The organism is Marinobacter sp. (genome assembly GCF_044799475.1).
Classification (GTDB): Bacteria; Pseudomonadota; Gammaproteobacteria; order Pseudomonadales; family Oleiphilaceae; genus Marinobacter.
Genome location: NZ_CP085217.1, coordinates 2,723,449 through 2,745,265 on the forward strand (window position 1 = coordinate 2,723,449; position 21,817 = coordinate 2,745,265).

Annotated in this window: 23 protein-coding genes and 1 other RNA gene; 21 read left to right on the plus strand and 3 right to left on the minus strand. The window is 59.3% G+C overall.

Features of this window, described 5'->3' with window-relative positions; translation table 11 throughout:
* Window positions 1-19: 19 nt before the first annotated feature.
* The 15 genes from LG327_RS12590 (at window position 20) to LG327_RS12660 (ending at window position 12,931) form a co-directional block, all read left to right on the plus strand.
* Window positions 20-673 (plus strand): 2OG-Fe(II) oxygenase, encoded by a 654-nt coding sequence (locus LG327_RS12590; protein WP_404362282.1) that lies wholly within the window; start codon window positions 20-22, stop codon window positions 671-673.
* Window positions 674-820: 147 nt separating this feature from the next.
* Window positions 821-917: signal recognition particle sRNA small type (gene ffs, locus LG327_RS12595), an RNA gene on the plus strand.
* A gap of 226 nt (window positions 918-1,143) precedes the next feature.
* On the plus strand, window positions 1,144-3,015 hold the full coding sequence (dnaX, locus tag LG327_RS12600; RefSeq protein WP_404362284.1) for a DNA polymerase III subunit gamma/tau: 1,872 nt from the start codon (window positions 1,144-1,146) through the stop codon (window positions 3,013-3,015).
* 68 nt (window positions 3,016-3,083) lie between these two features.
* Entirely contained in the window at window positions 3,084-3,407 is a 324-nt protein-coding gene (locus LG327_RS12605; protein ID WP_404369407.1) for a YbaB/EbfC family nucleoid-associated protein, read from the plus strand.
* 29 nt (window positions 3,408-3,436) lie between these two features.
* Window positions 3,437-4,051, plus strand: a complete 615-nt coding sequence (gene recR, locus LG327_RS12610) for a recombination mediator RecR (RefSeq protein WP_404362286.1) — start codon at window positions 3,437-3,439, stop codon at window positions 4,049-4,051.
* A gap of 33 nt (window positions 4,052-4,084) precedes the next feature.
* Window positions 4,085-5,221 carry a ribonuclease D gene (locus tag LG327_RS12615; protein WP_404362288.1) on the plus strand — a complete coding sequence of 379 codons (1,137 nt, stop codon included), beginning with the start codon at window positions 4,085-4,087 and terminating at the stop codon, window positions 5,219-5,221.
* A gap of 46 nt (window positions 5,222-5,267) precedes the next feature.
* On the plus strand, window positions 5,268-5,564 hold the full coding sequence (locus tag LG327_RS12620; protein ID WP_404362290.1) for a YcgL domain-containing protein: 297 nt from the start codon (window positions 5,268-5,270) through the stop codon (window positions 5,562-5,564).
* Window positions 5,561-6,007: a YcgN family cysteine cluster protein gene (locus LG327_RS12625; protein WP_404362292.1), complete on the plus strand. Its 447-nt coding sequence runs from the start codon at window positions 5,561-5,563 to the stop codon at window positions 6,005-6,007. Before LG327_RS12620 ends, LG327_RS12625 begins: the two co-directional genes overlap by 4 nt.
* Window positions 6,008-6,022: 15 nt before the next feature.
* Entirely contained in the window at window positions 6,023-6,364 is a 342-nt protein-coding gene (locus LG327_RS12630; protein ID WP_404362294.1) for a hypothetical protein, read from the plus strand.
* A gap of 41 nt (window positions 6,365-6,405) precedes the next feature.
* Window positions 6,406-8,829, plus strand: coding sequence for a VWA domain-containing protein (locus LG327_RS12635; protein WP_404362296.1), 2,424 nt, complete (start codon window positions 6,406-6,408; stop codon window positions 8,827-8,829).
* 53 nt (window positions 8,830-8,882) lie between these two features.
* Window positions 8,883-9,725 carry an AAA family ATPase gene (locus LG327_RS12640; protein WP_404362298.1) on the plus strand — a complete coding sequence of 281 codons (843 nt, stop codon included), beginning with the start codon at window positions 8,883-8,885 and terminating at the stop codon, window positions 9,723-9,725.
* Window positions 9,726-9,743: 18 nt separating this feature from the next.
* A complete protein-coding gene (locus tag LG327_RS12645; protein ID WP_404362300.1) occupies window positions 9,744-10,922 on the plus strand; it encodes a VWA domain-containing protein in 1,179 nt (392 codons plus the stop codon).
* 236 nt (window positions 10,923-11,158) lie between these two features.
* Window positions 11,159-12,184, plus strand: a complete 1,026-nt coding sequence (locus LG327_RS12650) for a hypothetical protein (protein WP_404362302.1) — start codon at window positions 11,159-11,161, stop codon at window positions 12,182-12,184.
* Between the two features lie 4 nt (window positions 12,185-12,188).
* Window positions 12,189-12,551: a hypothetical protein gene (locus LG327_RS12655; RefSeq protein WP_404362304.1), complete on the plus strand. Its 363-nt coding sequence runs from the start codon at window positions 12,189-12,191 to the stop codon at window positions 12,549-12,551.
* A gap of 14 nt (window positions 12,552-12,565) precedes the next feature.
* Window positions 12,566-12,931, plus strand: coding sequence for a hypothetical protein (locus LG327_RS12660; protein ID WP_404362306.1), 366 nt, complete (start codon window positions 12,566-12,568; stop codon window positions 12,929-12,931).
* 130 nt (window positions 12,932-13,061) lie between these two features.
* Here the strand turns inward: LG327_RS12660 and LG327_RS12665 are convergent, their stop codons facing one another.
* The 3 genes from LG327_RS12665 to LG327_RS12675 form a co-directional block, all read right to left on the minus strand.
* A complete protein-coding gene (locus LG327_RS12665; protein WP_404362307.1) occupies window positions 13,062-13,808 on the minus strand; it encodes a tetratricopeptide repeat protein in 747 nt (248 codons plus the stop codon).
* Window positions 13,809-13,810: 2 nt separating this feature from the next.
* The gene (locus LG327_RS12670) at window positions 13,811-14,503 is read right to left on the minus strand and encodes a hypothetical protein (protein WP_404362309.1); all 693 of its coding nucleotides are present in this window, start codon (window positions 14,501-14,503) and stop codon (window positions 13,811-13,813) included.
* A gap of 369 nt (window positions 14,504-14,872) precedes the next feature.
* Entirely contained in the window at window positions 14,873-15,109 is a 237-nt protein-coding gene (locus tag LG327_RS12675) for a hypothetical protein (protein ID WP_404362311.1), read from the minus strand.
* An 88-nt stretch (window positions 15,110-15,197) separates the two neighbouring features.
* Between LG327_RS12675 and LG327_RS12680 the strand changes: the two genes are divergently transcribed.
* The 6 genes from LG327_RS12680 (at window position 15,198) to LG327_RS12705 (ending at window position 21,812) form a co-directional block, all read left to right on the plus strand.
* Window positions 15,198-15,650, plus strand: coding sequence for an AraC family transcriptional regulator (locus tag LG327_RS12680; protein WP_404362313.1), 453 nt, complete (start codon window positions 15,198-15,200; stop codon window positions 15,648-15,650).
* A gap of 6 nt (window positions 15,651-15,656) precedes the next feature.
* Window positions 15,657-17,318 (plus strand): tetratricopeptide repeat protein, encoded by a 1,662-nt coding sequence (locus LG327_RS12685; protein WP_404369410.1) that lies wholly within the window; start codon window positions 15,657-15,659, stop codon window positions 17,316-17,318.
* Window positions 17,311-20,094, plus strand: a complete 2,784-nt coding sequence (locus LG327_RS12690; RefSeq protein ID WP_404362314.1) for a tetratricopeptide repeat protein — start codon at window positions 17,311-17,313, stop codon at window positions 20,092-20,094. Before LG327_RS12685 ends, LG327_RS12690 begins: the two co-directional genes overlap by 8 nt.
* Window positions 20,081-20,731 (plus strand): tetratricopeptide repeat protein, encoded by a 651-nt coding sequence (locus tag LG327_RS12695; protein ID WP_404362316.1) that lies wholly within the window; start codon window positions 20,081-20,083, stop codon window positions 20,729-20,731. The genes LG327_RS12690 and LG327_RS12695 overlap by 14 nt, the downstream gene beginning before the upstream one ends.
* Complete coding sequence (locus LG327_RS12700; protein ID WP_404362318.1) at window positions 20,728-21,078, plus strand: hypothetical protein; 351 nt, start codon at window positions 20,728-20,730, stop codon at window positions 21,076-21,078. The genes LG327_RS12695 and LG327_RS12700 overlap by 4 nt, the downstream gene beginning before the upstream one ends.
* A 74-nt stretch (window positions 21,079-21,152) precedes the next feature.
* The gene (locus LG327_RS12705) at window positions 21,153-21,812 is read left to right on the plus strand and encodes a MotA/TolQ/ExbB proton channel family protein (RefSeq protein WP_404362320.1); all 660 of its coding nucleotides are present in this window, start codon (window positions 21,153-21,155) and stop codon (window positions 21,810-21,812) included.
* Window positions 21,813-21,817: the final 5 nt, after the last annotated feature.

Below are 21,817 nucleotides of genomic sequence, written 5' to 3' on the forward strand. Positions count from 1 at the left end.
GGCTGCCCTGATCTCAGTTGTGCCCCGGGTTTTGCCGGCCGAAGCCGCCGTTGAAGACCTGCTGGATCTGTTGGCGGTGGACCTGAGCGAGCGCGGCTGGGGTACTTTCGATGGCCTTGCCTGGCTGACCCCTGCGCTGGTGACCTGGCTGCGGGACGAGGTGATTGCGCTGAATCAGGCCAATGCAATGGCGGCCGCTGGCGTTGGTCGGGGGCGGGATCATGTGAAGGACCGATCCGTGCGCCGGGACAGAATTGCCTGGCTCAAAGGCGAAACCACTCCCCAGGCGGAACTGTTCGGCCTGCTGGCCATCCTCCAGCGGGGTCTGAATGAGCGCCTGTTTCTTGGCCTGAGACGTTTCGAGGCCCATTACGCCACCTACGAGCCGGGGGATTTCTACAAACGCCACCTGGACAGTTTCCAGGGCCGCGCCTCCCGCGTTGTCAGTCTGGTGCTCTACCTGAATGAAGCATGGCAGGCCACAGATGGTGGGGCCCTGCAGATCTTCAACCGCGAGTCGCCCCTTGAGATCTGCGCCACCGTGTTGCCGGAAGGCGGGCGGCTGGCGGTTTTCATGAGCGAGGAAATCCCCCACGAAGTCCTCACCGCCCAGCGCACCCGCCACAGCCTGGCCTGCTGGTTCCGCTGTGATGAAGTTGCTCTTCCTCTGTAATCTGCCTCTGTAAAAGGCCGCTGCGGGTGAGGTGGCTGGCCACCGCCAAATCCGGTCTTTTGGAAACCGGGGATTGATACCTGGTCTGGCACTTGCTAGTATGCGCGCCGTGTTCGGGATGTCTGTCCCGGATCGTTATGGTGGCCCTGCCGGTGCCTCCGCAACGATAAACCGTGAACCCGGTCAGGCCCGGAAGGGAGCAGCCGCAGCGGTGGATTCGTGTGCCGGAGTGTCGCTGGTGGGGTCACCCCCAGTTTTTGAATGCCCTCCTGTTCCAGAAACCTTCTTTCAAAGAGCCTTTTCCCAGACATCGGTCAGTCCTGATTGTGGCTGCATTCCGGTTGATTCTGCTGTCTTTTTCTCCCTGGCTTTACGTGCCTTCCTGACGCTCCCTGAGGCCGCTCCCTGCTTCTTCTGCGTGCCGGTCCGTGCTAAGGTTAAGCCCATTTACAGCAGCAGTTGAACTCTACATGAGCTACCAGGTACTCGCCCGCAAATGGCGCCCGCAAACCTTCGAGGATATGGTCGGCCAGGAGCATGTTCTTCAGGCCCTGATTCACGCCCTTGAGAACCAGCGCCTGCATCATGCCTATCTTTTTACCGGCACCCGCGGCGTGGGCAAGACCACCATCGGACGGTTGCTGGCCCGCTGTCTGAACTGTGAAGCAGGAATTTCCCCCAGACCCTGCGGTGAATGTTCCAGCTGCAGGGAGATCATGGACGGCCGGTTTGTCGACCTCATTGAAATCGATGCGGCATCCCGGACTGGCGTGGATGACATGCGGGAGCTGACGGATAACGTCCAGTACTCCCCGTCCCGGGGCCGGTTCAAGGTCTATCTGATTGACGAGGTGCACATGCTCAGCACCCCGGCGTTCAATGCCTTTCTGAAAACCCTGGAAGAGCCGCCCGAACACGTCAAATTCCTGCTGGCCACCACCGACCCCCAGAAGCTGCCGGTCACCGTGCTGTCCCGCTGTCTCCAGTTCAATCTCAAACGGATGACACCAGAGCATATTGCCGGGCACCTGCGCCATGTACTGACCAGTGAGGAAATTCCCTTCGAGGAGCCGGCACTCTGGCAGCTGGCCCGCGCCGCCGACGGCAGCATGCGGGATGCCCTCAGCCTGACCGACCAGGCCATTGCTTACGGCAATCAGAAACTGGCCAGCAATGATGTAAGCAGCATGCTCGGGACCATCGATCAGCGTGACATTGCGCAGCTGGTCAATACCCTGGCCCACAATGACGGCCCGGCGCTGCTTTCGGAAATTGCCCGTATTTCCGAGTTTGCCCCGGATTACAGCGCCATACTGACGGACCTGCTGTCCCTGTTCCACCGGGTCACAATGGAGCAGGTGGTTCCCGGTACGGCGGACAACGCCATGGGCGATGCCGATCAGGTGCAGACTCTGGCAAGGCAGCTGAGTGCGGAAGATGCCCAGCTGTTCTATCAGGCCGCCCTGATGGGAAGAAAGGACCTGGCCATTACCCCGGATGCCCGCATGGGCTTCGAAATGGCACTGCTGCGCATGCTGGCATTCCGGCCCGGCGCCGACCGCCGTGAGCCGCCAGCGGCTGCAGCACCCAGGGCCAGGGCGGAAGCCAGTGAGGAGCCTGACCCGGCAAAAAAGACCACAGCCGCGGGCAAGGATGAGCCAGCCCGGGAAAGCGCTTCTTCTGCGCAACCTTCTTCCGCCGGGCCGGCCCAGCCTCTCAGGCCCGAGCCTGAACCCGAGTCGGCAGTGGAACCTGCGAACGGCCCCGCACCGGAATCCGGGGGCAGTGTAGAATCCGCGACGCCCCAGGAGGCCGGCCAGCCGCCAAGGGCGGATGAGGAGCCTCCTTTCAGCGATCAGGCGGCCTGGGTGGACAGCCTGCCGGTTTCTGAAGAAGTTTCCGAAACCCGGCCCTCACAGGCCTCAGCCACTATCGAACAGCCGGTTGCCGTCGCAGCAGAGGAATTCAGCTGGCCCAGGGATTTCCGCAGTCTGGGTGTGGTCGGAATGCCCGGGAATCTTGCCAGCAATGCCGCGTTTCAGAAGAATGAAAACCAGGTCACCCTGACCCTGGATCAGGGCCATGCGCGGCTGCTTACCTCGCGCCATCGGGGTATGATCCGTGAAGCCCTGACAGGTTTCTTTGATGAGGAAATACAGCTTGAGGTGATCGAAGGCAGTCCGGGTCACCAGACCCCGGCGATCTTCGAAGAGAATGCCCGCCGGGCCCGCCAGCAGGCGGCGGAGGATGCAATCCGGTCCGACCCGCTGGTGCAGTCTATTGTTGAACGTTTTGAGGGCAGGGTAGTCGAAGGCAGTATTCGACCGGCAGAGCAGCCATAGCTTTTGTCTGCCGGATCCACATCAGAACAGTTTTTATCCATTTACACGTTTCACGTTTAAGGAGCCGGATTATGGATGGCATGGGCGATTTGATGAAGAAAGCTCAGAAGATGCAGGAAGAGATGCAGAAGGCACAGGAAGAGATCGCCAAAACCGAGGTGGTGGGCGAAGCCGGTGCCGGCCTGGTGAAGGTCACCATGACCGGGCGGCACGATGTGCGCAAGGTGGATCTTGATCCGTCCCTGATGAGTGAAGACAAGGATATTCTTGAAGATCTGCTGGCAGCGGCCGTTAACGATGCTGTACGGCGGGTGGAAGCGAACCAGAAAGAGAAAATGTCAGGTATGGCGTCCGGCATGGGGCTGCCCCCCGGATTCAAGATGCCATTCTGACGCTCCGCGAACTGTTAAAAGGAGTATGAATGCTGTTTAGCCCCCTGGTTGATGAACTGGTCGAGTCTCTGCGGTGCCTGCCAGGTGTGGGCCAGAAGACCGCCCAGCGCATGGCCTTCCATCTGCTGGAAAAAGGCCGCAGCGGTGGTGAGCGACTGGCGGATGCTCTCGCTGGCGCCATGACAGGCGTGCGTCGCTGCGAGACCTGTCAGAACTTCTCTGACACGCCGACCTGCGGACTCTGCCAGGATCCGGAGCGCAACACCGGCCTGGTCTGCGTGGTAGAGAGCCCGTCAGACCTGCTGGCCATAGAGCAGGCGGGGGATTACCGGGGCAGCTATTTTGTCCTCATGGGGCATCTTTCCCCCATCGATGGCGTAGGCCCGGCCGACATAGGCATTGATCTGTTACTCAAGCGGGTGAGACAGGAGGGCGTGAGTGAGCTGATACTGGCCACCAACCCCACCGTTGAGGGCGAGGCCACGGCCCACTATATCGCCGACAGACTGGCCGACCCCGTCGGCGGCAGGCAGGTGCTGATTACCCGGCTTGCCCATGGCATACCTGTCGGCGGCGAGCTGGGCTATGTTGACGGTTTTACGCTTACCCATGCATTTCGCGGGCGCAAGCCCCTGGCTGAATGATTTCATTCGGCTTCTGCCAACCGAGAGCTGTTTATGGTTGCTATACCTGAGCCCGCCCCAGTCCGCTGGATTCACGATGCCACGGAGCTGGATGCCTGGCTGGCGCGGGGAGCCGGTGAACTGCTGGCACTGGACACGGAATTTGAACGGGTCTCCACGTTTTTCCCGATTCCCGGGCTGGTGCAGCTGGGGCTGGGGGAAGAATTCTGTCTGGTGAATCCCTCGGTAGCCGAAGCGTCCCGGGAATTCCGGGAGCTGCTGGCTGATCCGGACCGGCCCAAGCTCCTGTACGCCATGAGTGAGGATCTTGAACTGTTTCGCCAGTGGCTGGGCATTGCACCGGCCGGTGTGCTGGATCTGCAGATTGGTGCGGCTCTGGCGGGCGCGGGCTTCTCGGTGGGTTATGCCCGCCTGGTGGAAAGCCTTTTCGGCCATGCCCTGGACAAGTCCGCTACCCGTTCCGACTGGCTTGCCAGGCCGCTGACCCCCGCCCAGGAGCGTTACGCCCTGGACGACGTCCGGTTTCTCAAGCCGCTTTATCACTGGGTTCTGGAGCAACTGCAGGCAAGGGGCCTGGCCGAGGCTCTGGCTGAGGAGTCCACCCGCTTTGCCGAGGATCTTGCAGCTGAGACTGCCGGTGACCAGTATTACCTGCGTATTCGTGGCGGCTGGCGTCTCAGCCCGGCCCGGCAGGTGGTTCTCCAGGCGCTGGCCAGCTGGCGGGAGGACGAATGCCGCCGGCGCGACCGGCCCCGTAACCGGGTGCTGTCCGATAACGCCCTGATCAATATCGCCGATGCCTGTCCCGGCTCCGCGGGCGCGCTCTCGGCACTGGAGGATGTGCCCCCGGTTGTGGTTCGTCGGTATGGCGAAACCCTGCTGGCGATCGTTCGCGAGGCCCAGGTGGAACCGCCGAAGATCGAGACCATACAGCTGCCCCTGACCCGGGAAGAGCAGGCCACCTACAAAAAAATCAAGCGGGAGCTCGCCGCTGTCGCCGAGCAGCATGACGTGCCGGTCGAGCTGATTGCGCCGCGCCGTCGGATCGAAGCCCTGGTGACCGGTCAGAAAGATGATGAGGCACTGGCCAAAAGCATCCTGTTCAGGGGCTGGCGTGGGGCCATGACAGCGCCGGTGAAGGAGCAGGTTCGTGCTCTGCTGAATGAGTGATGGGCGGCTGTTTTTTCCAATTATGAACACAGGTACGGAACACATTATGACCAAAGATCGGCAATTCATCTCCGTATTCCGGAGCAGTAAAAACAGTGACACCTACGCCTATGTGCGCCGCGGCCAGGTCTGGGACGAGCTGCCGGAGACTCTCCAGAGTGCATTCGGCAAGCCGGTTCACGCCATGGATCTGATCATGACCCCCGAGCGCAAACTGGCAAAGGTGAGCGGCGACAAGTTGTTGTCCGCCATTGAAGACCAGGGATTTTATCTGCAAATGCCTGAAAGACTCGATAGTTACCTCGTGGAGTTCAAGCAGACACTGAGGCAGCCGAGCCGGTGATTGCCCAGATTCCCTTCTGGCAGCGAAAGCGGCTGGATGAGATGACGGCCGCAGAGTGGGAGTCCCTCTGTGACGGCTGCGGCAAATGCTGTCTGGCCAAGCTGGAAGATGAAGACACCGGTGATGTCTATTACACCGAGCTGGCCTGTCGCTACATGGACCAGGACACCTGCGGCTGCACCGTCTATGACACCCGCAAGGCAAAGGTGCCCGCCTGCACGGTACTGACACCCGGCACGGTTAACGATTACCATTGGCTCCCGTTTACCTGTGCCTACCGCACTCTGGCTGACGGCCGTGCCCTGGCGGACTGGCACCCGCTTCGCTCCGGCGACCCGCAGACGGTCCATGAGGCCGGAAAGTCAGTGAGACACAGGGTCATCTCGGAAGCCGGGGTGCCGGAAGAGGACTGGGAAGAACACATCATTCACTGGATACTTTAGGCAGGACACAAGGTAATGGACGCAGATACACAGTTGGCCTATGCCATTTTCTGGACACTTTATGCCGTGGCATTCGTGGTCTTCTTCTATATGGCGTCGAAGCTGTTCCGGATTCTGCCCCTGTACGGCCTTCGCACCCTCCTGCAGGCGGCCCTCGTCGTTTTCTTCCTGACGCCGGTTGAATCCAGCGAAGCGGTCAACTGGTGGATGCCGGCCTGGCTGCACGGTGGTTATGAGGTGATACTGGGGGAGGCAGAAGAGGCGAGCCGCGCGCTGCTTAATCTCGGCCTGGCCTCGCTGGCCATGCTGCTGGTCTGGATTCTGGACCTTGTCCGTTACCGGCTGGTGAAACGTTGAGGATTTTCGCTCTTTCTTTCAATTTCAGGGTTCGCAGTACTATGTCCCGGATTCCAGAACCCTTCCGTATGGCCCGGCTCCCGGGCCGGCTGTCCCTCCTCCTTCTTGCCCTTTGTCTGCCTGCTCTGGCCTCTGCCCAGGGTGTGCCGGAAGCACCGGCCCTGCCGGAGGAATCGGATGTCCGTGTGCTTGTCGATATCTCCGGAAGCATGAAGAAGAATGACCCTTCAAATCTCCGCCAGCCGGCTGTGAGGCTGCTTGCGCGCATGTTGCCGGAAGGCACGGAGGCGGGCATCTGGACCTTCGGCCAGTACGTCAACATGCTGGTGCCCCACGGCCAGGTGGACGATACCTGGCGCCAGAAGGCGATCGCCGATTCCAGCCGGATTAACTCCGTGGCTATGCGCACCAATATCGGTGAGGCGCTCAAGATTGCCAGCGACCCCTATTTCAGCGCGGACATGACCGGGACCCACTTCATCATTCTCACCGATGGCAAGGTGGACATAGCCGCCGGGGACGGTGCCGCCAACGAGCGCGAGCGCCAGCGTATTCTCAGTGACGTGCTGCCGTCGCTGCAGACCAGAGGCGCTACCATTCACAGCGTGTCGCTGTCGGAAGAGGCGGACCTGGACCTGATGAATCGGCTGGCTACCGCCACAGGTGGTAGCAGTTCGGTGGCTGAGTCGGCGGATGAGCTGAACCGCGTTTTTCTGGAGGCGCTTAATACCGCCGTCCCCCAGGCGCAGGTACCTATTGAAAACAACACCTTCAGGGTGGATTCCGGTGTGGAAGAGTTCACAGCCCTGATTTTTGCCGGCGGGGACGCAGCTGACCAGGCAGGTTCTCTGGTTCTCAGGGATCCGGGTGGAAACGACATTTCGTCAGATAACCTGCCGGATAACCTGCGCTGGGCCAGTGAACCGGGTTATGACCTGATAACCGTCGACAGGCCGGCAGCAGGGGAATGGCAGCTTGAAGGCGAGCTCGGTGAAGGCAGTCGGGTCACCGTGGTGAGCGATCTGCGGCTTGTGGTGGGCGATCTGCCGGCCCGTTTCTATCAGGGCGAATCGGTTGAAGTCACTGCCGCCTTTTATGAAGAGCAGTCCCTGATTACCGATCCGGACTTCCTGGAAGTCATCGAGGTCTCCCTGACCCTGACCACTGCGGATGGGCGCTCGGGCACCAGGGTATTGTCCGGAGATCAGCCCCCGGAGGATGGCGTCTACCGGGACACCATTCAGCGGCTTCAGGAGCCTGGGGAATATCATCTGAGCCTGCTGGCGGATGGTCAGACCTTTTCCCGCAAGTTCACCCGCACCATAACCCTGCGGCCGCCGGTCAACGTAGTGGTCAGTGCCACCGGGAGAGGAGATGACAGCCGGTATCTGGTGACGGTAAAACCGGAGCAGCCGGAGCTGGATCCGGATGCCTCTCAGGTAATGATGCAGGTGGCCCGGCCGGGCCAGATCACTGAACCGGTGGCGCTGCCTTTCGATCCTGAGCAGCAGGCCTGGCAGGGTGTTGTCACGCCCGAAGGCGGGGAGGGTGAGTACATCCTGCGTCTGCAGTTCCAGGGGCAGACTGTAACCGGCATGCCTCTGAGCTGGGCGCCGGAAAGCTTTACTGCCGTCTTCCCGCGCCCGGACGGCGAACAGAATGCCCGGATACCCCTTGGCGCAGAAGCGACGCCTGCACCACAGCCAGCGTCAGAGCCGCCTGTCACCGAAGCCGGACTGGAAGATGCCGTCAGCCCGGATTCCGTGGACGCCGCAGCGGGGCCGGTAGATCTGAGCCAGCTTGAGGAAGCTGCTGTTGAGCCTGAACCAGAACCTGCCCCTGAGCCTGAGGCTGCGGCTGGTATTCCGGCCTGGGTCATTGCGGCAGGTGGCACAGTGTTTGTCGCCCTTCTCGGGGGCGCCGGCTTCTGGTTCTTCCGTCGCCGCAGGAAAGCCGCTGCGGATGCCGGAGATTCCCTGGATGAGAATTCTCCAGATCCGGTCACGGAGATGGAAAACGCCGCGGACGAAATCCCCCTGGCGGCGGCAGCTGAAGCTGGCCCCGCGGATCAGCCCGAAGAGGAAGCTGAGCCTGAGCCGGAGATGGCGGCGGATCTGGATCCGGAACCTGAGATGGCAGAGGACCTGGATCCGGAGCCTGAGCCAGAATTGGAGCCCAAACTCGAACCGGAAACTCAGGTCGAGCCGGAAGCCGAGGGCGAGGACGCAGTCATTCCCGAAGTGAATGAAGAAGCGGATGATATCGATCGCCTCCTGCAGGAGGCGACCGAAGATGCCGGGGACGGCGAGCCGGAACCCGCTGAGGAAAAGGAGCTTGAGCCGGAAGAGGAAGATGACATCTTTGGCATGGAGGAGTTTGATCTGTCAGACATCGACGAACTGCCGGATATCGAAGCGCCAGATGACACCGGCGATCAGAAAAAAGACACAGATAAGAAGGGCTGAACACCCTATAATTACGCGCCATTATTTATGATTTTGCACAGGAAGAGTCTGCTATGAAGTTTACCGGTTCCGAAACATACGTCGCCACCGACGACCTCCAGATGGCGGTTAACGCAGCCATAGCGCTGCAGCGTCCTCTTCTGATCAAGGGTGAGCCGGGCACCGGTAAAACCCTGCTGGCGGAGGAAATGGCCGCATCTCTGGGCTTGCGGCTGATTCCCTGGCATATCAAGTCCACCACCAAGGCGCAGCAGGGACTGTACGAGTACGATGCCGTGTCACGCCTCCGGGATTCCCAGCTGGGTGATGAAAAGGTCAAGGACATCAGCAATTACATCGTCAAGGGCAAGCTCTGGGAGGCTTTCGAGTCTGAAGAGCAGGTGGTGCTGCTGATTGACGAGATCGACAAGGCGGACATTGAGTTCCCCAACGATCTGCTGCTGGAACTCGACCGCATGGAGTTCTATGTTTACGAGACCAAACAGCTGATCAAGGCCAACAAGCGGCCGATTATTGTCATCACCAGTAATAATGAAAAGGAACTGCCGGACGCCTTCCTGCGCCGGTGTTTCTTCCATTACATCAGCTTCCCTGACAACGTCACCATGCAGAGCATCGTGGATGTCCATTTCCCCAATCTGCAGCAGAACATCGTGCGGGATGCCCTGGAAGTATTCTTTGATGTTCGCAAGGTGCCGGGCCTGAAGAAGCGGCCTTCCACCTCGGAACTGATCGACTGGCTCAAACTGCTGATGGCCGACGAGCTGTCCGCCAAACTGCTGCAGGAGCGCGACCCGGCTTCAGCCCTGCCACCGCTCTACGGCGCCCTGGTCAAGAACGAACAGGATGTGCACCTGTTGCAGAAGCTGGCGTTCATGGCGCGACGTCGCGGTTAGTAAACTCGGGGGTAGCCCATGCTGATTGATTTTTTTATGGAAGTGCGCCGGGCCCGGGTTCCGGCAAGTCTTCGTGAGTTTCTGGACCTGCTGGAAGCGCTGAAGAGCCGCCTGGCATTCGCCGACATGGAGGAGTTCTACTACCTCGCGCGGCTGTGCCTGGTGAAGGACGAGCGCCACTACGACAAGTTCGACCGGGCCTTTGATGCCTATTTCAAGGGCATTGAAAACCTCGACGAACTGATCAAGGAAATGATTCCGGACGACTGGCTGCGGGCAGAGTTCGAGAAGCAGCTCACCGACGAAGAGAAGGCGAAAATCGACTCCCTTGGCGGCCTCGACGAGCTCATCGACACCTTCAAAAAGCGCATGGAAGAGCAGAAGGAACGCCACGCCGGCGGCAACAAATGGATTGGCACCGGCGGTACTTCACCCTTTGGTGCCAACGGCTACAATCCGGAAGGCTTCCGCATTGGCCAGAAGGACGGGCGCCATGGCCGTGCCGTCAAGGTATGGGAGAAGCGGGATTTCCGGGACCTGGATGACAGCGTGACTCTGGGCATCCGCAACATCAAGGTGGCCCTGCGCCGGTTGCGCAAGTTTGCCCGCCAGGGCGCGGCGGACCAGCTCGATATGGATGACACCATCCGTTCCACGGCCCGCAATGCCGGCTATCTGGATCTGAAAATGGTGCCTGAGCGCCATAATGCCGTGAAAGTGCTGATCTTCTTCGACGTCGGCGGCTCCATGGATCCCCACGTGCGGGTCTGCGAGGAGCTGTTCTCAGCGGCCCGGGTCGAGTTCAAGCACATGGAATATTTCTACTTTCATAACTTCATCTATGAAAGTGTCTGGACCGACAACATCCGCCGCATGAACGAAACCACCAGCACCTGGGACATACTTCACAAGTACACCCCGGACTACAAAGTGATCTTCGTCGGAGACGCCACCATGGCACCCTACGAAGTCGCCCAGCCAGGTGGCTCCATCGAGCACTGGAACGAAGAAGCCGGCGCTACCTGGTTCCAGCGCGTCACCGATCACTTCCGCAAAGTGGTCTGGCTCAACCCGCTGCCCGAAAGCTACTGGGGCAACGGCGGCTCCCTCGCCATGACCCGCCAGCTGGTAAACAACAACATGTACCCCCTGACAGTGGAAGGCCTGGAATCCGCCATGCGTCAGCTGAGCAAGTGAGGCGTTAAACAGGGGTCAGATCACGCCTGATCTGACCCCTGTTTCAGGTCTGGCCACCACGTCACCAGGTCTCCGTCGCACTGCCGGGGTCAGATCATGCCTGATCTGACCCCTGATCTGACCTCTGTGTCAGCGGTCCCACTTCCAGCTGCGCCTAATGGACAACATCCCGGAAGGGAGCTAAGATCCCGCCGGTTATAAACGGACTTACCTGAAATGGCTTAAGGAACAAGCCCATGCCTGAAGTATATTTTGCGCAAAAACCCACCGCGATCACCGATCTAATTGGTCATGACAGCAGTGCCTTTGAAGCGTTTCTGAAAACGAATGGCCTGAGCGCCCGGGAGACGATTCAACCAGGCCGTGCCTACTCCCTGGAACAGCAGGATGCTTTCACTCTTCCAGCGTTACGCCACCTGAACTCATTACCAGTGCAGGATCGCATGTGCATTGCCCGGAGTGCAGAGTCGATGGGCAACGAAGCCCATGTATTGCGAGCCTTCTACGAAGAAAATCTGACACCCGAAAAGATGGCGATGGTGAATGGCCTGGTTGGAGCTGGAGCCACGGCTGCATTTACCAGGCTGAGTGGTTTTCAGAAAACGCTGGTGAAGTACCAGGAAGCAATACTCAATCTGGTAAAGCTTCAGAAAGCCAAAGGCCCTGGCATAGGTACGCGTCGCCTTCAGGCCGAAACCATGGTGCGTAATGCCTATCGCACACTCCGGGAAGCCTACCAGACAGAGCTGAACAGGCTTTCCCCGGAATCCTTCCGCAACAAAAACCGCGGCAACGCACTCAGTAACGCCGATCGCGCCATTACGCTCGCTACCCGGAATGCCGGGCGCAAACCAGACCCACGGTTGTATGTGGCTGATTCTGCGGATGCCGGGCGCGTGGGATCTCTTGGCCGCTTTCTGAACAATACCGGCCGGGTTGCTATTGCAGTGGATGCAGGCTTTCGCGTTAACAATATCCACAGCACATACCAGGATGGTGGAGACTGGTTGCGGGAATCATCATTGCAGATGGCGGGCTTTGGACTTGGAGGAGCGGCAGGCGGCTTGACCGGCAAGTACACAGTGATCGGCGGCACCGCCCTGGCCGCGAAAGCCGGGCTGTTAGTTGCCGGGCCGGTGGGTTGGGCTGTGTTGGGTGTGATTGTCGGGGCGGGGTTACTTGCAGGGTTAACCGCTGGGCGGTACATCGACGGTGGCGCACAAACAGCGACAGCCTGGATTTGGGATCGAAATGGACAGTGACCTAATGCCTGAGATGACAGAAGACATTTTTTTTCCGATTTTTCTGATCCTGTCCATGACGATGTCGGTCTCATGGCTCCTGTTCGCCCGTCTATCAATGGCACGAATTGAACGAAAGATGCGAAGTGAGGGGCTGCCGCGCCCCGCTGCCTGGGACGGACTGGGCCTTCGGGCGCTTTGGTATGCCTCTGCGATTGCTTTTCCGCTCGGCATCTTTAACCAGGCCAATGATCCATTCATTGACGTACCCCTTGTGAGAAAATATGCAACCACCTTTGACCGGGCTGTGGGGTGGATTCTGATGGTGTCGGGCTTTTTATTTGTTGCGACGGGGCTGGCGGGTGGCCTGGTGTTCGACCTTTACTGACCGGACTTCTGCCAATGCCTGAGAACTCCCCAGAAAAATGGTACTACACCCTCTTCGGTATCTTTGCATTAGCCATGTCTTTCTCCTGGATTGCTTTTGCCAGGCTTTCCATGGCGCGAATCGAGCGGGAGATGAATAAAGATGGCTTGACCCGGCCCTCGTCGTGGGACGGCCTGGGTTTAAGGGTGCTCTGGTACCTTTATGCGATTGTGCTGCCGGTGGGTGACTGGAACCGTGCGGATGACCCCCTCATTGATGTGCCAGCAGTCAGACGTTATGCGACGCGATTTGATCGAATTCTGGGGGTAGTCTTCTTTGTGTCGGGGAATGCTTTTGTACTGATAGCAGCGGTGGGCGGCTGGCTGCTCGGGCTGGAGTAATGCCAAACCAGCAGCTACATAGCGCATGCTCTATACAGTGTCCCGTCTGGTTAATTCGTTCATCGCAGGGGTCAGATCAAGCGTGATCTGACCCCTGCGATGAACTGGTGGATGATGCCTCGCAGTAGGTCTATGGCCTTTCAATAATCAAAGGTCCCTCGACCACTGAGCTATAGACGATCGGAACCCCTTCATACATGGAGGTATCCTCGCTCATTTCTTCGAGGGCCTCAATGGCATCAGCAACACCGCCTTCTGCAGCCTTACGGTAGTGAAGCACGGCGAGTTCCAGATCTGATTTCAATTGGCCATCAGGAAAGCGCAATAGCTCGGCAAGGTAAAAGTTTGCAGCCGGGTGATTTTGGGCTTCAGCCTCGGAAAACAACTCTTTGGCGCGCTGCATATCCCGCCTTCCGGGCGGATCGAGAGTATATGAGAGTTTAATTGCCTTCACGATTTTGGCGACAGGATCGTTCTGCCCCATTGCCTCTTGATAGAATTCCATTTCACTTCTGGCAGCCTCGCGAGGCGATAAGACACCTCGTTCGATCATGTATCCGAGCGCGAGAGCACCTTTGCTGCTCCCGCCACTCCTGGCTTTCCGAAATTCTGCAATTGCTTCTTCAATGTACCCATGCTGATAAAGTACTCTGCCGAAATAAAAATGCGCATCGGAGCCACCTATTTCTTTATTGACTGCCTCTCTACAGGCGTATAACTGGGGCGCCTCACCGTGAATAATCTGATAACCAGTAACGAGAGCACGGCATTCACTCATCAGGCCGTTTTTATTTTTCTCCTCGCAGGCATGAGTACTGGGCATGATCAACATTGCTGTGGCGAAGACGACAACAGAATTAAATAATTTGAGTCTCATTGTCAGTACACACCCTGTGCAATGCGCTTGGCTTTCCAGGCACTGCATTCTTCATAAAAGAGAACAAATGAGCTCCGATGCTGCAGCAATTGTCTACGGATCTCCATCAGTCTTGCGATCAGATTGGCGCAGAGTTCCTGAATTGCATTGCCTCGAAGGTCAATTTCGCGCATGTTGTTTTTATAGCGTGCCAGTTGAAGATTATCCGTCCGCAGCTGCTTGGCTATGCCTCGTTGCACTCTGGACGAAGCGTTGAAGGAATCTGCCTGATCCAGCCTCTCCACCCATTTCTTCATGCTTGCCTCGGCTCGGCTTGCCTGCGCCCGCGCCCGAGCTATCGCGGCATTTTCCAGGTCGGCTGCGACACTGCCGATTTCTCTCAGTTGGTCGCAGGTCTTGATGATCCCCTCAGCTTCGCGAAGAGGGAAGGTCTTGTCGCAGTGCATAATGAAGTCAGTGTTTTTTATACGCGGATGGCTTCTTACAGCTTTTGCGGCCTCGAATCTTGCCTGGTAACTGTAGATTTCTACGGCTAATCCATTCACGCTCGCGTCAATGTGTTGCAGTGCGTCAGTGCCGTGAGAGGCATGTTCGTCGAGATATTTTTTTGCTTTCGCAGTAGCCAGTTTCCTGGCATGAGACAGGATATGATCGATAAGCATCACAGGATCCTTGTGATTCGTGGCGTGCGTCATGCTCGCCTTTTCCGGAGGGGTCTGTAAATTTTGGCTGAGAAAATTATCACCCGGTGGTCAGGGTGTCAATTGTCGGGAGGGCACGTGGCTATTGGCTCGATTTTGGCTCAGCTTACCACCGTTTGAGGTCTGGTCGTCGCCTTGCCGGGGCTCCCGTCGCACTGCCGGGGTCAGATCACGCCTGATCTGACCCCTTTTTCAGGTCTGGCCGCCGCGTTGCCGAGGTCACCATCGCACTGGCGGGGTCAGATCACGCCTGATCTGACCCCTGATTCACAAAAACCCAAGCCAAAAAAAAGCCGACGCAGTTGAGGTGCATCGGCAAAGCTCGGCATAACATACGGTAATTGCCCGGAGGCGTTCCCGCGCTCAGTAAGTAGCAATCCCTCTGCCACTTTTTTCAGATTGCTGAATTTGCATGCTTTTACATTCTTCGAGCATCCCGTCATCGCAGTTTTTCCACAGTTTTCCTGCCCCCCTGTAAAAGATTTCGACAAGCCGGTTTTCCATTTGGTGATCTGTATACCGTTCTTGACTGAAACCTGGTGTTACTCTTCCTGCCACATTTGTTACAAAGTTTCCGGGGTCACTGCCTGCCATGTTCATGACGCGCCTCCTTTCAGCACTGGTCCCTTCAAAACTCCTTTTCACAGTGCTTTTTCTGGCTTTGGCCGGCTCGCTGACGGCGCAGTCTGTGGCTGCCCAGACTCTGGATGAGGAGGTCGCCGCGCTCAAGGCGGATGTTGCCAGTCTGAGTCAGGATCTTTTCGAGCTGGAGGAGGAAGTTCTGCATCCGGCCGACACCCAGTTTGCGGTTTACCTGTCCCTTGCCAACCGGGACGCGTTTATCCTGGATTCGGTAGAACTGAGCATCAACGGGCGACCAGCCGTGTCCCACCTTTATACCGACCAGGAGCGGGCTGCCCTTGAGGAGGGTGGTATTCAGAGGCTGTACCTGGGCAACCTGCCTGCCGGTGAGCACCAGTTGAGCGCCACTTTCAATGGCCAGGGGGCCAACGATCGTTATGTCCGGCGTGAGGCCAGCTTCACGGTCCGCAAAAACCGGGGCGAAACCCAGGTGCAGTTTGTCCTTGAAGCCCGGGCGCCGGATTACAGGCCCGAATTCTCTCTCAGGGAATGGCAGTAAATCGTGATGATCCGGCGAGCGCTGCGAAACATCCAGAGGTCACTGGTGATTCCGGTCGCACTGATAGCCCTGACAGGGCTGTTGAGCCAGACCGCCCAGGCGTCCGTCAGCGACGGGGATCGGTCCCGGCTGGCGATATTTGCCCTGGGCGCTGATCAGCCGGAGCAGGCGATTCGCTGGCTGAGCGGTGTTGAAACCGATCATGGCAGCCTGCTGCGGGCCAGAGCATGGCTGGTTACCGGCCGCAGGGATCAGGCCAGGGCTGCTCTTGAAAAGGTCGCCACCAAGGGTAAGACCCACCGGGGCGATGCCAGTCTTGAGCTTGCCAGGCTGGCTGTTTCTGAAGGCAGAACCGAAGATGCTGCCTCCTGGCTCAGGCAGGCGGTAAATCAGGCGCAGGGGGATTCGCGCCAGAAGGCTATGTTCCTGCAGGCAGAGCTGTCCCGTGGTGCGGAGCGCTTTGACCAGGCAGGCAAAATACTGTCTCGCATGGAGCCGGGGTACTGGGCGGCCCTGGGCTATCTGAACCTTGCGGTGGATTACGGCAGGATAGACCGGGATCCTTCCCGGGCTCTGATATCGCTTCGTGTTGCCCATGCCATGGCCGCCTCGGATACGGATGCCAGACGGATGGATGATCTCTCCCTTCGCATACTGGTCAAGGCTGGCGTGCTTTCCTACCGCCGGGGCGACCACGACAAGGCTCTGGATTTTCTCAACAAGGTCAGTCTGGACAGCTATCTGGCGCCCCAGGCTCTGTACTTCCATGGTCTGGCCCATGCCGCCAACGATAACTATCGGGCGGCCATGCAGTCCTGGCACCGGGCACGCAAGTTTCCCCTGGCTTTCCCTGGCGCCGCAGATGCCTGGCTGGGCATGGGCCGGGGCTACGACGAAGCCGGTTATCTCGGCCACGCCGGCGAAGCCTATCTTGCGGCCATCTCGGCTTTTGAAAGTGAAAAGGTAAGCATCCAGACCCTGAGGCAGGAGATTCAGAAGAAAGGTGCCTTCGAGGCCATGGTCAAGGCCGCCCGTCGTAATGATGTGGAGTGGTTCCTGGCGGACAGCCGTACCCTGACCCAGCCAAGAGTCGCCTATCTCCTGCACTTTATGGAGCAGGCCGGTGCCCAGGAGGCTGTGAACCGGATCGCCGGCCTGGAGAGCATGGATATCATGCTGAAAACCCGGGACCGTGATCTGGAAATCTTTATCGCCGCCCTGACGGAGCGCCTCAGATCCGGGAACAACGGCAGCGCCGAGGCCCTGAAACCTGGCCTTGAGGGCCTGGCTGACAGATGGAAGATCCTGTCCGGAAACGCTGCGCCCGGCAGTGCCGAGGCGCGGGAGTTGCAGAGCATTCGTCTCACTCTGACTGAAATCAGCCGGGGCACAGGCAGCTTTGACCGGCGCCGGGCAGAGACAGCGGACCGGCTTGCGGGGCTTGCAGAACGTGCGCGGGTTGGCCGTCAGGATGTTCAGGCCGCTTTACGCCGTGTTAGCGGGCTTCGGGAAAGGGCGGAACAGGCACTGGATGATCTGGCCCTTGAGTTTCTCGATGTGCAGAGGGAGCAGATCGCCCATGCTCTGGACCGGACAGAACAGCAGATCGCCCACCTCTATGAGCATCTTGCCCTGACAGGCCTTGAGCGGGAGGACTCCCGTGACTAGATTCATCTTCCTGATCATGCTGTCCTGCCTGGCATTTCCCCTGGCGGCCCAGGAGGCCTTTCAGGTCAATCTTGGCGAAGACGGGGAAACCATCGGCGATATGCGGCCGGTGTTCCTGAGGTTTGATGGCCAGGCCGTGCCCACAATCTCGCCACGTGAAGTGGCCAGGCGCTACCATCGGCTGTTTGAAGAATCCGAGGAGCCGGAAGTCCGGATAGATGCGCTTAACCGGCTTGCCAACCTTCAGGCTGTTGCCGGAGACAGAGTGGAATTCACCGCGGATCAGGAAGAGAGGATCTACCGGGGAGCGATTGAGAGTTACGAAATGATCGTCAGCAGCGGAGCCTTTCAGGGCAGGCTTGATGAGCTGCTTTATCAGTCAGCCAAGGCTTACGCCTATATCGGCCAGGAGGAGCGTTCGGTAGAACGCCTGAAGCAGCTGGTCGGCCTTTACCCCTCGTCCTCCCTGACCCCCGAAGCCCGTTTCCGGATCGCTGAATCCGCCTACTCGGGGGGCCGGTTCCAGGAGGCGGAATCGGTCTACAAGCAGGTGCTGGCCAGCAGGGTTGATGAACTGCTGAAGAGCAAGGCCCGTTACATGCTGGGCTGGAGTCAGTTCAAGCAGGGAGCCAGCGAGCGTGCCGGCGAGACCTTTATCACCGTGCTTGATGAGTATTCCGACACCTCGGAGGGCTTTGCCCGTCTTCCAGCCGCTTCCGCCGACCTGATTCGCGATACCTTCCGGATAATTGCCATTCTGGCGGCCAATGACCTGGGTCATCAGACCCTGTCAGACCTGCTCGCCCGGACCGGCGGCCGGTCCTATGATTATCTGCTTTACGACAGCCTTGCGGATTATTATGCGAGCCGGCAGCGCTACGCAGACAGCGTGGAGGTTGCAGAGGCTTTCCTCCGGACGTCACCGGATCACAGAACCGCCCCGGCTTTCCGTGCCCAGATCGTGGATGTATGGGTAAGTGGCGGCGAATCCGGTCGGGCCCGTGACGCCCGCGCCGACTATGTGGCTGCCTGGCAGTCGCAGCAGCGATTGCAGGAACTGGCGCAATCCTATCGGGACCGCTGGTTCGACTATGCGCGCATGCTCGGGGATTATCACTATCACCAGGCATCGGAGCAGGCAAAAGGTGGTGCCTCGGCTGCTGGCCTGTTCACCAGGGCCGCAGAGTATTACCAGTTGCTGGCGCAAAACCATCCCGAGCCTGGCCCGGTCCGCCGTCTGGCCGGTGACGCCTGGCTGCAGGCAGGCGAGCGATCGCAGGCGCTGGCCATGTTTGAGCAGGCGGGTTACCAGGATCCGGACTTTGACGGCGCCGCGGACGCGGCCTGGGCTGGCCTGACCCTGCGGGTGGATGCCCAGGACCGGCAGGCGACGGGCTCTGATGGCCTGACTCAACTGGCTGATACCACTGATCGCTTTGCTGCCAGCTTCCCCGAGGACCGGAGATTGCCGGCCCTTGAGGCAGACATTGCCAACCGCATGCTGACTGCCGGGCGACCCGGTGAGGCAGGTGATTTTGCCAGCCGTGCCGTGGAAAAGCCCTGGGTGGATGTGGCTGATGCCTACAGCGCCTGGCTGGTTCTGGCGCAGACCCGCGCAGCAGGCGGGCGTTTTCAGGCGGCGGAAGAAGCCTGGCGGAAGGTTCTGGCGCTTCTTGAAGGTGTCAGCGCACCTGCCGTGGATGCTGTCGAGAAGTCCAGGGTGCGTGAACAGCTTGCAACCAGCATTTACCGGCAGGGCGAGGCGGCGGACGAAGCAGGCAAAGTGGATCAGGCCGTGGCCCATTTTCAGCGTATAGCTTCTGTCCACCCCGGCTCCGACACAGCCATCAAGGGCCGCTTCGACGCCGCGACGGTGCTGCTGAAAGCTGAGCGGTGGCAGGCTGCGATCAATGAGCTCAGGCGTTTCCGTGGTGATTATCCGGACCATGAACTCGCACCGGGTATTGGTGACAAGCTCGTATTTGCCTACCGTGCCTCCGATCAGCCGGTGCGAGCGGCGGACGAGTTGATTACCGCCGCCAGAGGGGGAGATGACATGTGGGTGCAGAGGTTGCAGGCAGCCGAGCTCCTTCATGAGGCGGGAGAAGAGAGCCGGCGCAACGCGCTCTACCAGGACTATCTCGCCCAGGCGGGCGGAGCCGCGAGCAAGGACAATCACCTGGGGCAGCAGCAGATGCGTCAGCGGCTTATTGAATCAGGTGTGGATGAATCCCGGTTACGCAGGGAGCTGCTGGAGCGGGAGCTGGCCAGTGAATGGCATTCCAGGGAGTCCCTGGCCTGGGCGGCAGATTCTGCCCTCGTACTCGCGGGCGCCTCCGCCGCGTCGTTCCGGGAAATCAGGCTGACCCAGCCCCTGCAGGCGTCGCTGGCCCGCAAGCGGGAAACCATGGAGCGGGCCCGCGAATACTATCGGCAGGCGGAGTCGCTGGATAGCGGGCGCGCAAAGTCCGAATCCCTGTACCAGCAGGCCGAACTCTACCGGGTCATGGCCAGGGATATCATGGCATCAGATGCGCCCGCCGGCCTGACGGAGCTGGAGATGTCCCAGTATCAGTTCCTGCTTGAGGATCAGGCCTATCCCTTTGAGGAAAAGGCGATTGAACTCCACGCCCGGAATCATCAGCTGATTTCCGAAGGCGTTTATGACCGCTGGGTCAGGCAGAGCCTTGAGGCCCTGGGGCAGATGTTCCCTGGCCGCTACGCCCGGGACCGTCGCTGGATTTCATGGAATCAGGAGAACAATGATGGCGCCTGATCGTTTCACCAGGCCGGGCCGGATGAACTGGCTTGCGTTGCTGGCTGTATTCAGCCTGATTGTGGCTGGCTGTGCCCAGTCGCCCTCCGGGCCGGAAAGATCAGAGCAGGGCGACGGGCTCACCGAAACAGGCGAATCATTCCAGCCCGCCACGTACGAGCCACTGACCGCTGAGCAGCAGGCGCAGTTTGATACCGCTCTGGCCGCAAGCCGGAACAGCCGCTGGCAGGAGGCAGACTCAGACCTGTCAGCCCTGCAGGCAAGCCGTCCGGACGTGCCCTTTCTCAAGGCCCGGCTGGCCTGGGTCCGGCAGCAGCAGGGGCGAATGGAAGAGGCAAAAAACCTTTACCAGCAAGCACTCAAACAGGACCCCTCGGATACCATGGCCATCAACAACCTTGCCCTTATCATGCAGGAAACCGGGGAGTTCCAGGCCGCCAGTCAGTTGCTCAAAAAGGGCCTGAGGCATGATGGTGACGCTCCCGAGCTGCATTACAATCTCGCCGTGCTTTCGGAGCTGTACCTGCTTGATCTGGAAACAGCCCTTGAGCACTACAGGGAATACCAGCGCATCACCGCAACGGAAGATGGTGAGGTGAAGGGCTGGATTGTGGATCTGGAACGGAGGCTTCAATGACAGACAGAACCCCTTATCTCGCAAGGCTGCTCGGTCTGGTGGCGGTGGGCTTTTTCAGCCAGGCGATTGCGGCGGACTCTCAGGAAAATGCAGCCACCGCTGAGCAGGAAAAGGTGGAGCCAGGCCTTCAGGTGGCAGGCATTGCCCGTCAGTCCAATGATGAAGACCCCAGGGTGCTGACCATTCTGCCCTGGCAACCGCCGTCTCTTCCTGTGCGACCGCGCACCGAGCTCAGGTCCGAGGCCCCGGGGCTGCTGGTTCCTGTTGACCCGCTCACGCTGGAGCGTCACCGGCATTTCCGTCAGACGCTTGACCCGGACCTTGATTCATCCCTGTCGAAATTTTGAGCACCTCATTTGCCGTATTGAACCTGTCGGCCTGCTGAACCCGGGCCGTCCAACTGAACTGCTGGAGTCTGATCATGCTTGAAACTGTTATCCGTTTTTTCCAGGAAGGCGGCCCGTTCATGTACCCCATCGCCCTTGTACTGCTGATTGGCCTGGCGATCACTCTGGAGCGTTTTTTCTACCTGGGTTCGGTGCGTCGAAAAAACCGCCGCACCTTTGAGCAGGGCATATTGCCGCTGCTGCGAAAAAAGGACTACAGCCGGGCGATGAAGGCAGCCAACACGTCAAACAGCGCCATTGCATCCATCATGGAGGCGGGTATTGGCCGGCTGCTGAATGGCAGCCGCCGGGAAGAAATCGAATACGCCATGGAAGAGGGCCTGATGGAAGTCCTGCCAAGACTGGAAAAACGGACCCAGTATCTGGCCACCCTGGCCAACGTCGCCACACTTCTCGGTCTGCTGGGCACAATCATCGGCCTGATTGCCGCCTTCACCGCGGTTGCCAGCGCTGATCCTTCCCAGAAGGCCAGCCTGCTGTCAGAGAGCATTTCCGTTGCCATGAACACAACTGCTTTTGGCCTGATGTCGGCCATTCCTCTGCTGATGTTTCACGCGGTGCTGCAGACCCGGACCAACGAGATCGTCGACAGCTTTGAAATGGCCGGTGTGAAACTGCTGAATATCGTTTCGGACCAGACCCGCCAGTCCCAGACCAATCAGGCCGCTGCCTGAGCAGG

Coding starts and splice junctions, on each gene's coding strand:
- dnaX (WP_404362284.1), top strand. CDS start 1,144: ATGAGCTACCAGGTACTCGCCCGCAAATGGCGCCCGCAAACCTTCGAG.
- recR (WP_404362286.1), top strand. CDS start 3,437: ATGCTGTTTAGCCCCCTGGTTGATGAACTGGTCGAGTCTCTGCGGTGC.
- LG327_RS12615 (WP_404362288.1), top strand. CDS start 4,085: ATGGTTGCTATACCTGAGCCCGCCCCAGTCCGCTGGATTCACGATGCC.
- LG327_RS12620 (WP_404362290.1), top strand. CDS start 5,268: ATGACCAAAGATCGGCAATTCATCTCCGTATTCCGGAGCAGTAAAAAC.
- LG327_RS12630 (WP_404362294.1), top strand. CDS start 6,023: ATGGACGCAGATACACAGTTGGCCTATGCCATTTTCTGGACACTTTAT.
- LG327_RS12635 (WP_404362296.1), top strand. CDS start 6,406: ATGTCCCGGATTCCAGAACCCTTCCGTATGGCCCGGCTCCCGGGCCGG.
- LG327_RS12640 (WP_404362298.1), top strand. CDS start 8,883: ATGAAGTTTACCGGTTCCGAAACATACGTCGCCACCGACGACCTCCAG.
- LG327_RS12645 (WP_404362300.1), top strand. CDS start 9,744: ATGCTGATTGATTTTTTTATGGAAGTGCGCCGGGCCCGGGTTCCGGCA.
- LG327_RS12650 (WP_404362302.1), top strand. CDS start 11,159: ATGCCTGAAGTATATTTTGCGCAAAAACCCACCGCGATCACCGATCTA.
- LG327_RS12655 (WP_404362304.1), top strand. CDS start 12,189: ATGCCTGAGATGACAGAAGACATTTTTTTTCCGATTTTTCTGATCCTG.
- LG327_RS12660 (WP_404362306.1), top strand. CDS start 12,566: ATGCCTGAGAACTCCCCAGAAAAATGGTACTACACCCTCTTCGGTATC.
- LG327_RS12665 (WP_404362307.1), bottom strand. CDS start 13,808: ATGAGACTCAAATTATTTAATTCTGTTGTCGTCTTCGCCACAGCAATG.
- LG327_RS12670 (WP_404362309.1), bottom strand. CDS start 14,503: ATGACGCACGCCACGAATCACAAGGATCCTGTGATGCTTATCGATCAT.
- LG327_RS12675 (WP_404362311.1), bottom strand. CDS start 15,109: ATGAACATGGCAGGCAGTGACCCCGGAAACTTTGTAACAAATGTGGCA.
- LG327_RS12685 (WP_404369410.1), top strand. CDS start 15,657: ATGATCCGGCGAGCGCTGCGAAACATCCAGAGGTCACTGGTGATTCCG.
- LG327_RS12695 (WP_404362316.1), top strand. CDS start 20,081: ATGATGGCGCCTGATCGTTTCACCAGGCCGGGCCGGATGAACTGGCTT.
- LG327_RS12700 (WP_404362318.1), top strand. CDS start 20,728: ATGACAGACAGAACCCCTTATCTCGCAAGGCTGCTCGGTCTGGTGGCG.
- LG327_RS12705 (WP_404362320.1), top strand. CDS start 21,153: ATGCTTGAAACTGTTATCCGTTTTTTCCAGGAAGGCGGCCCGTTCATG.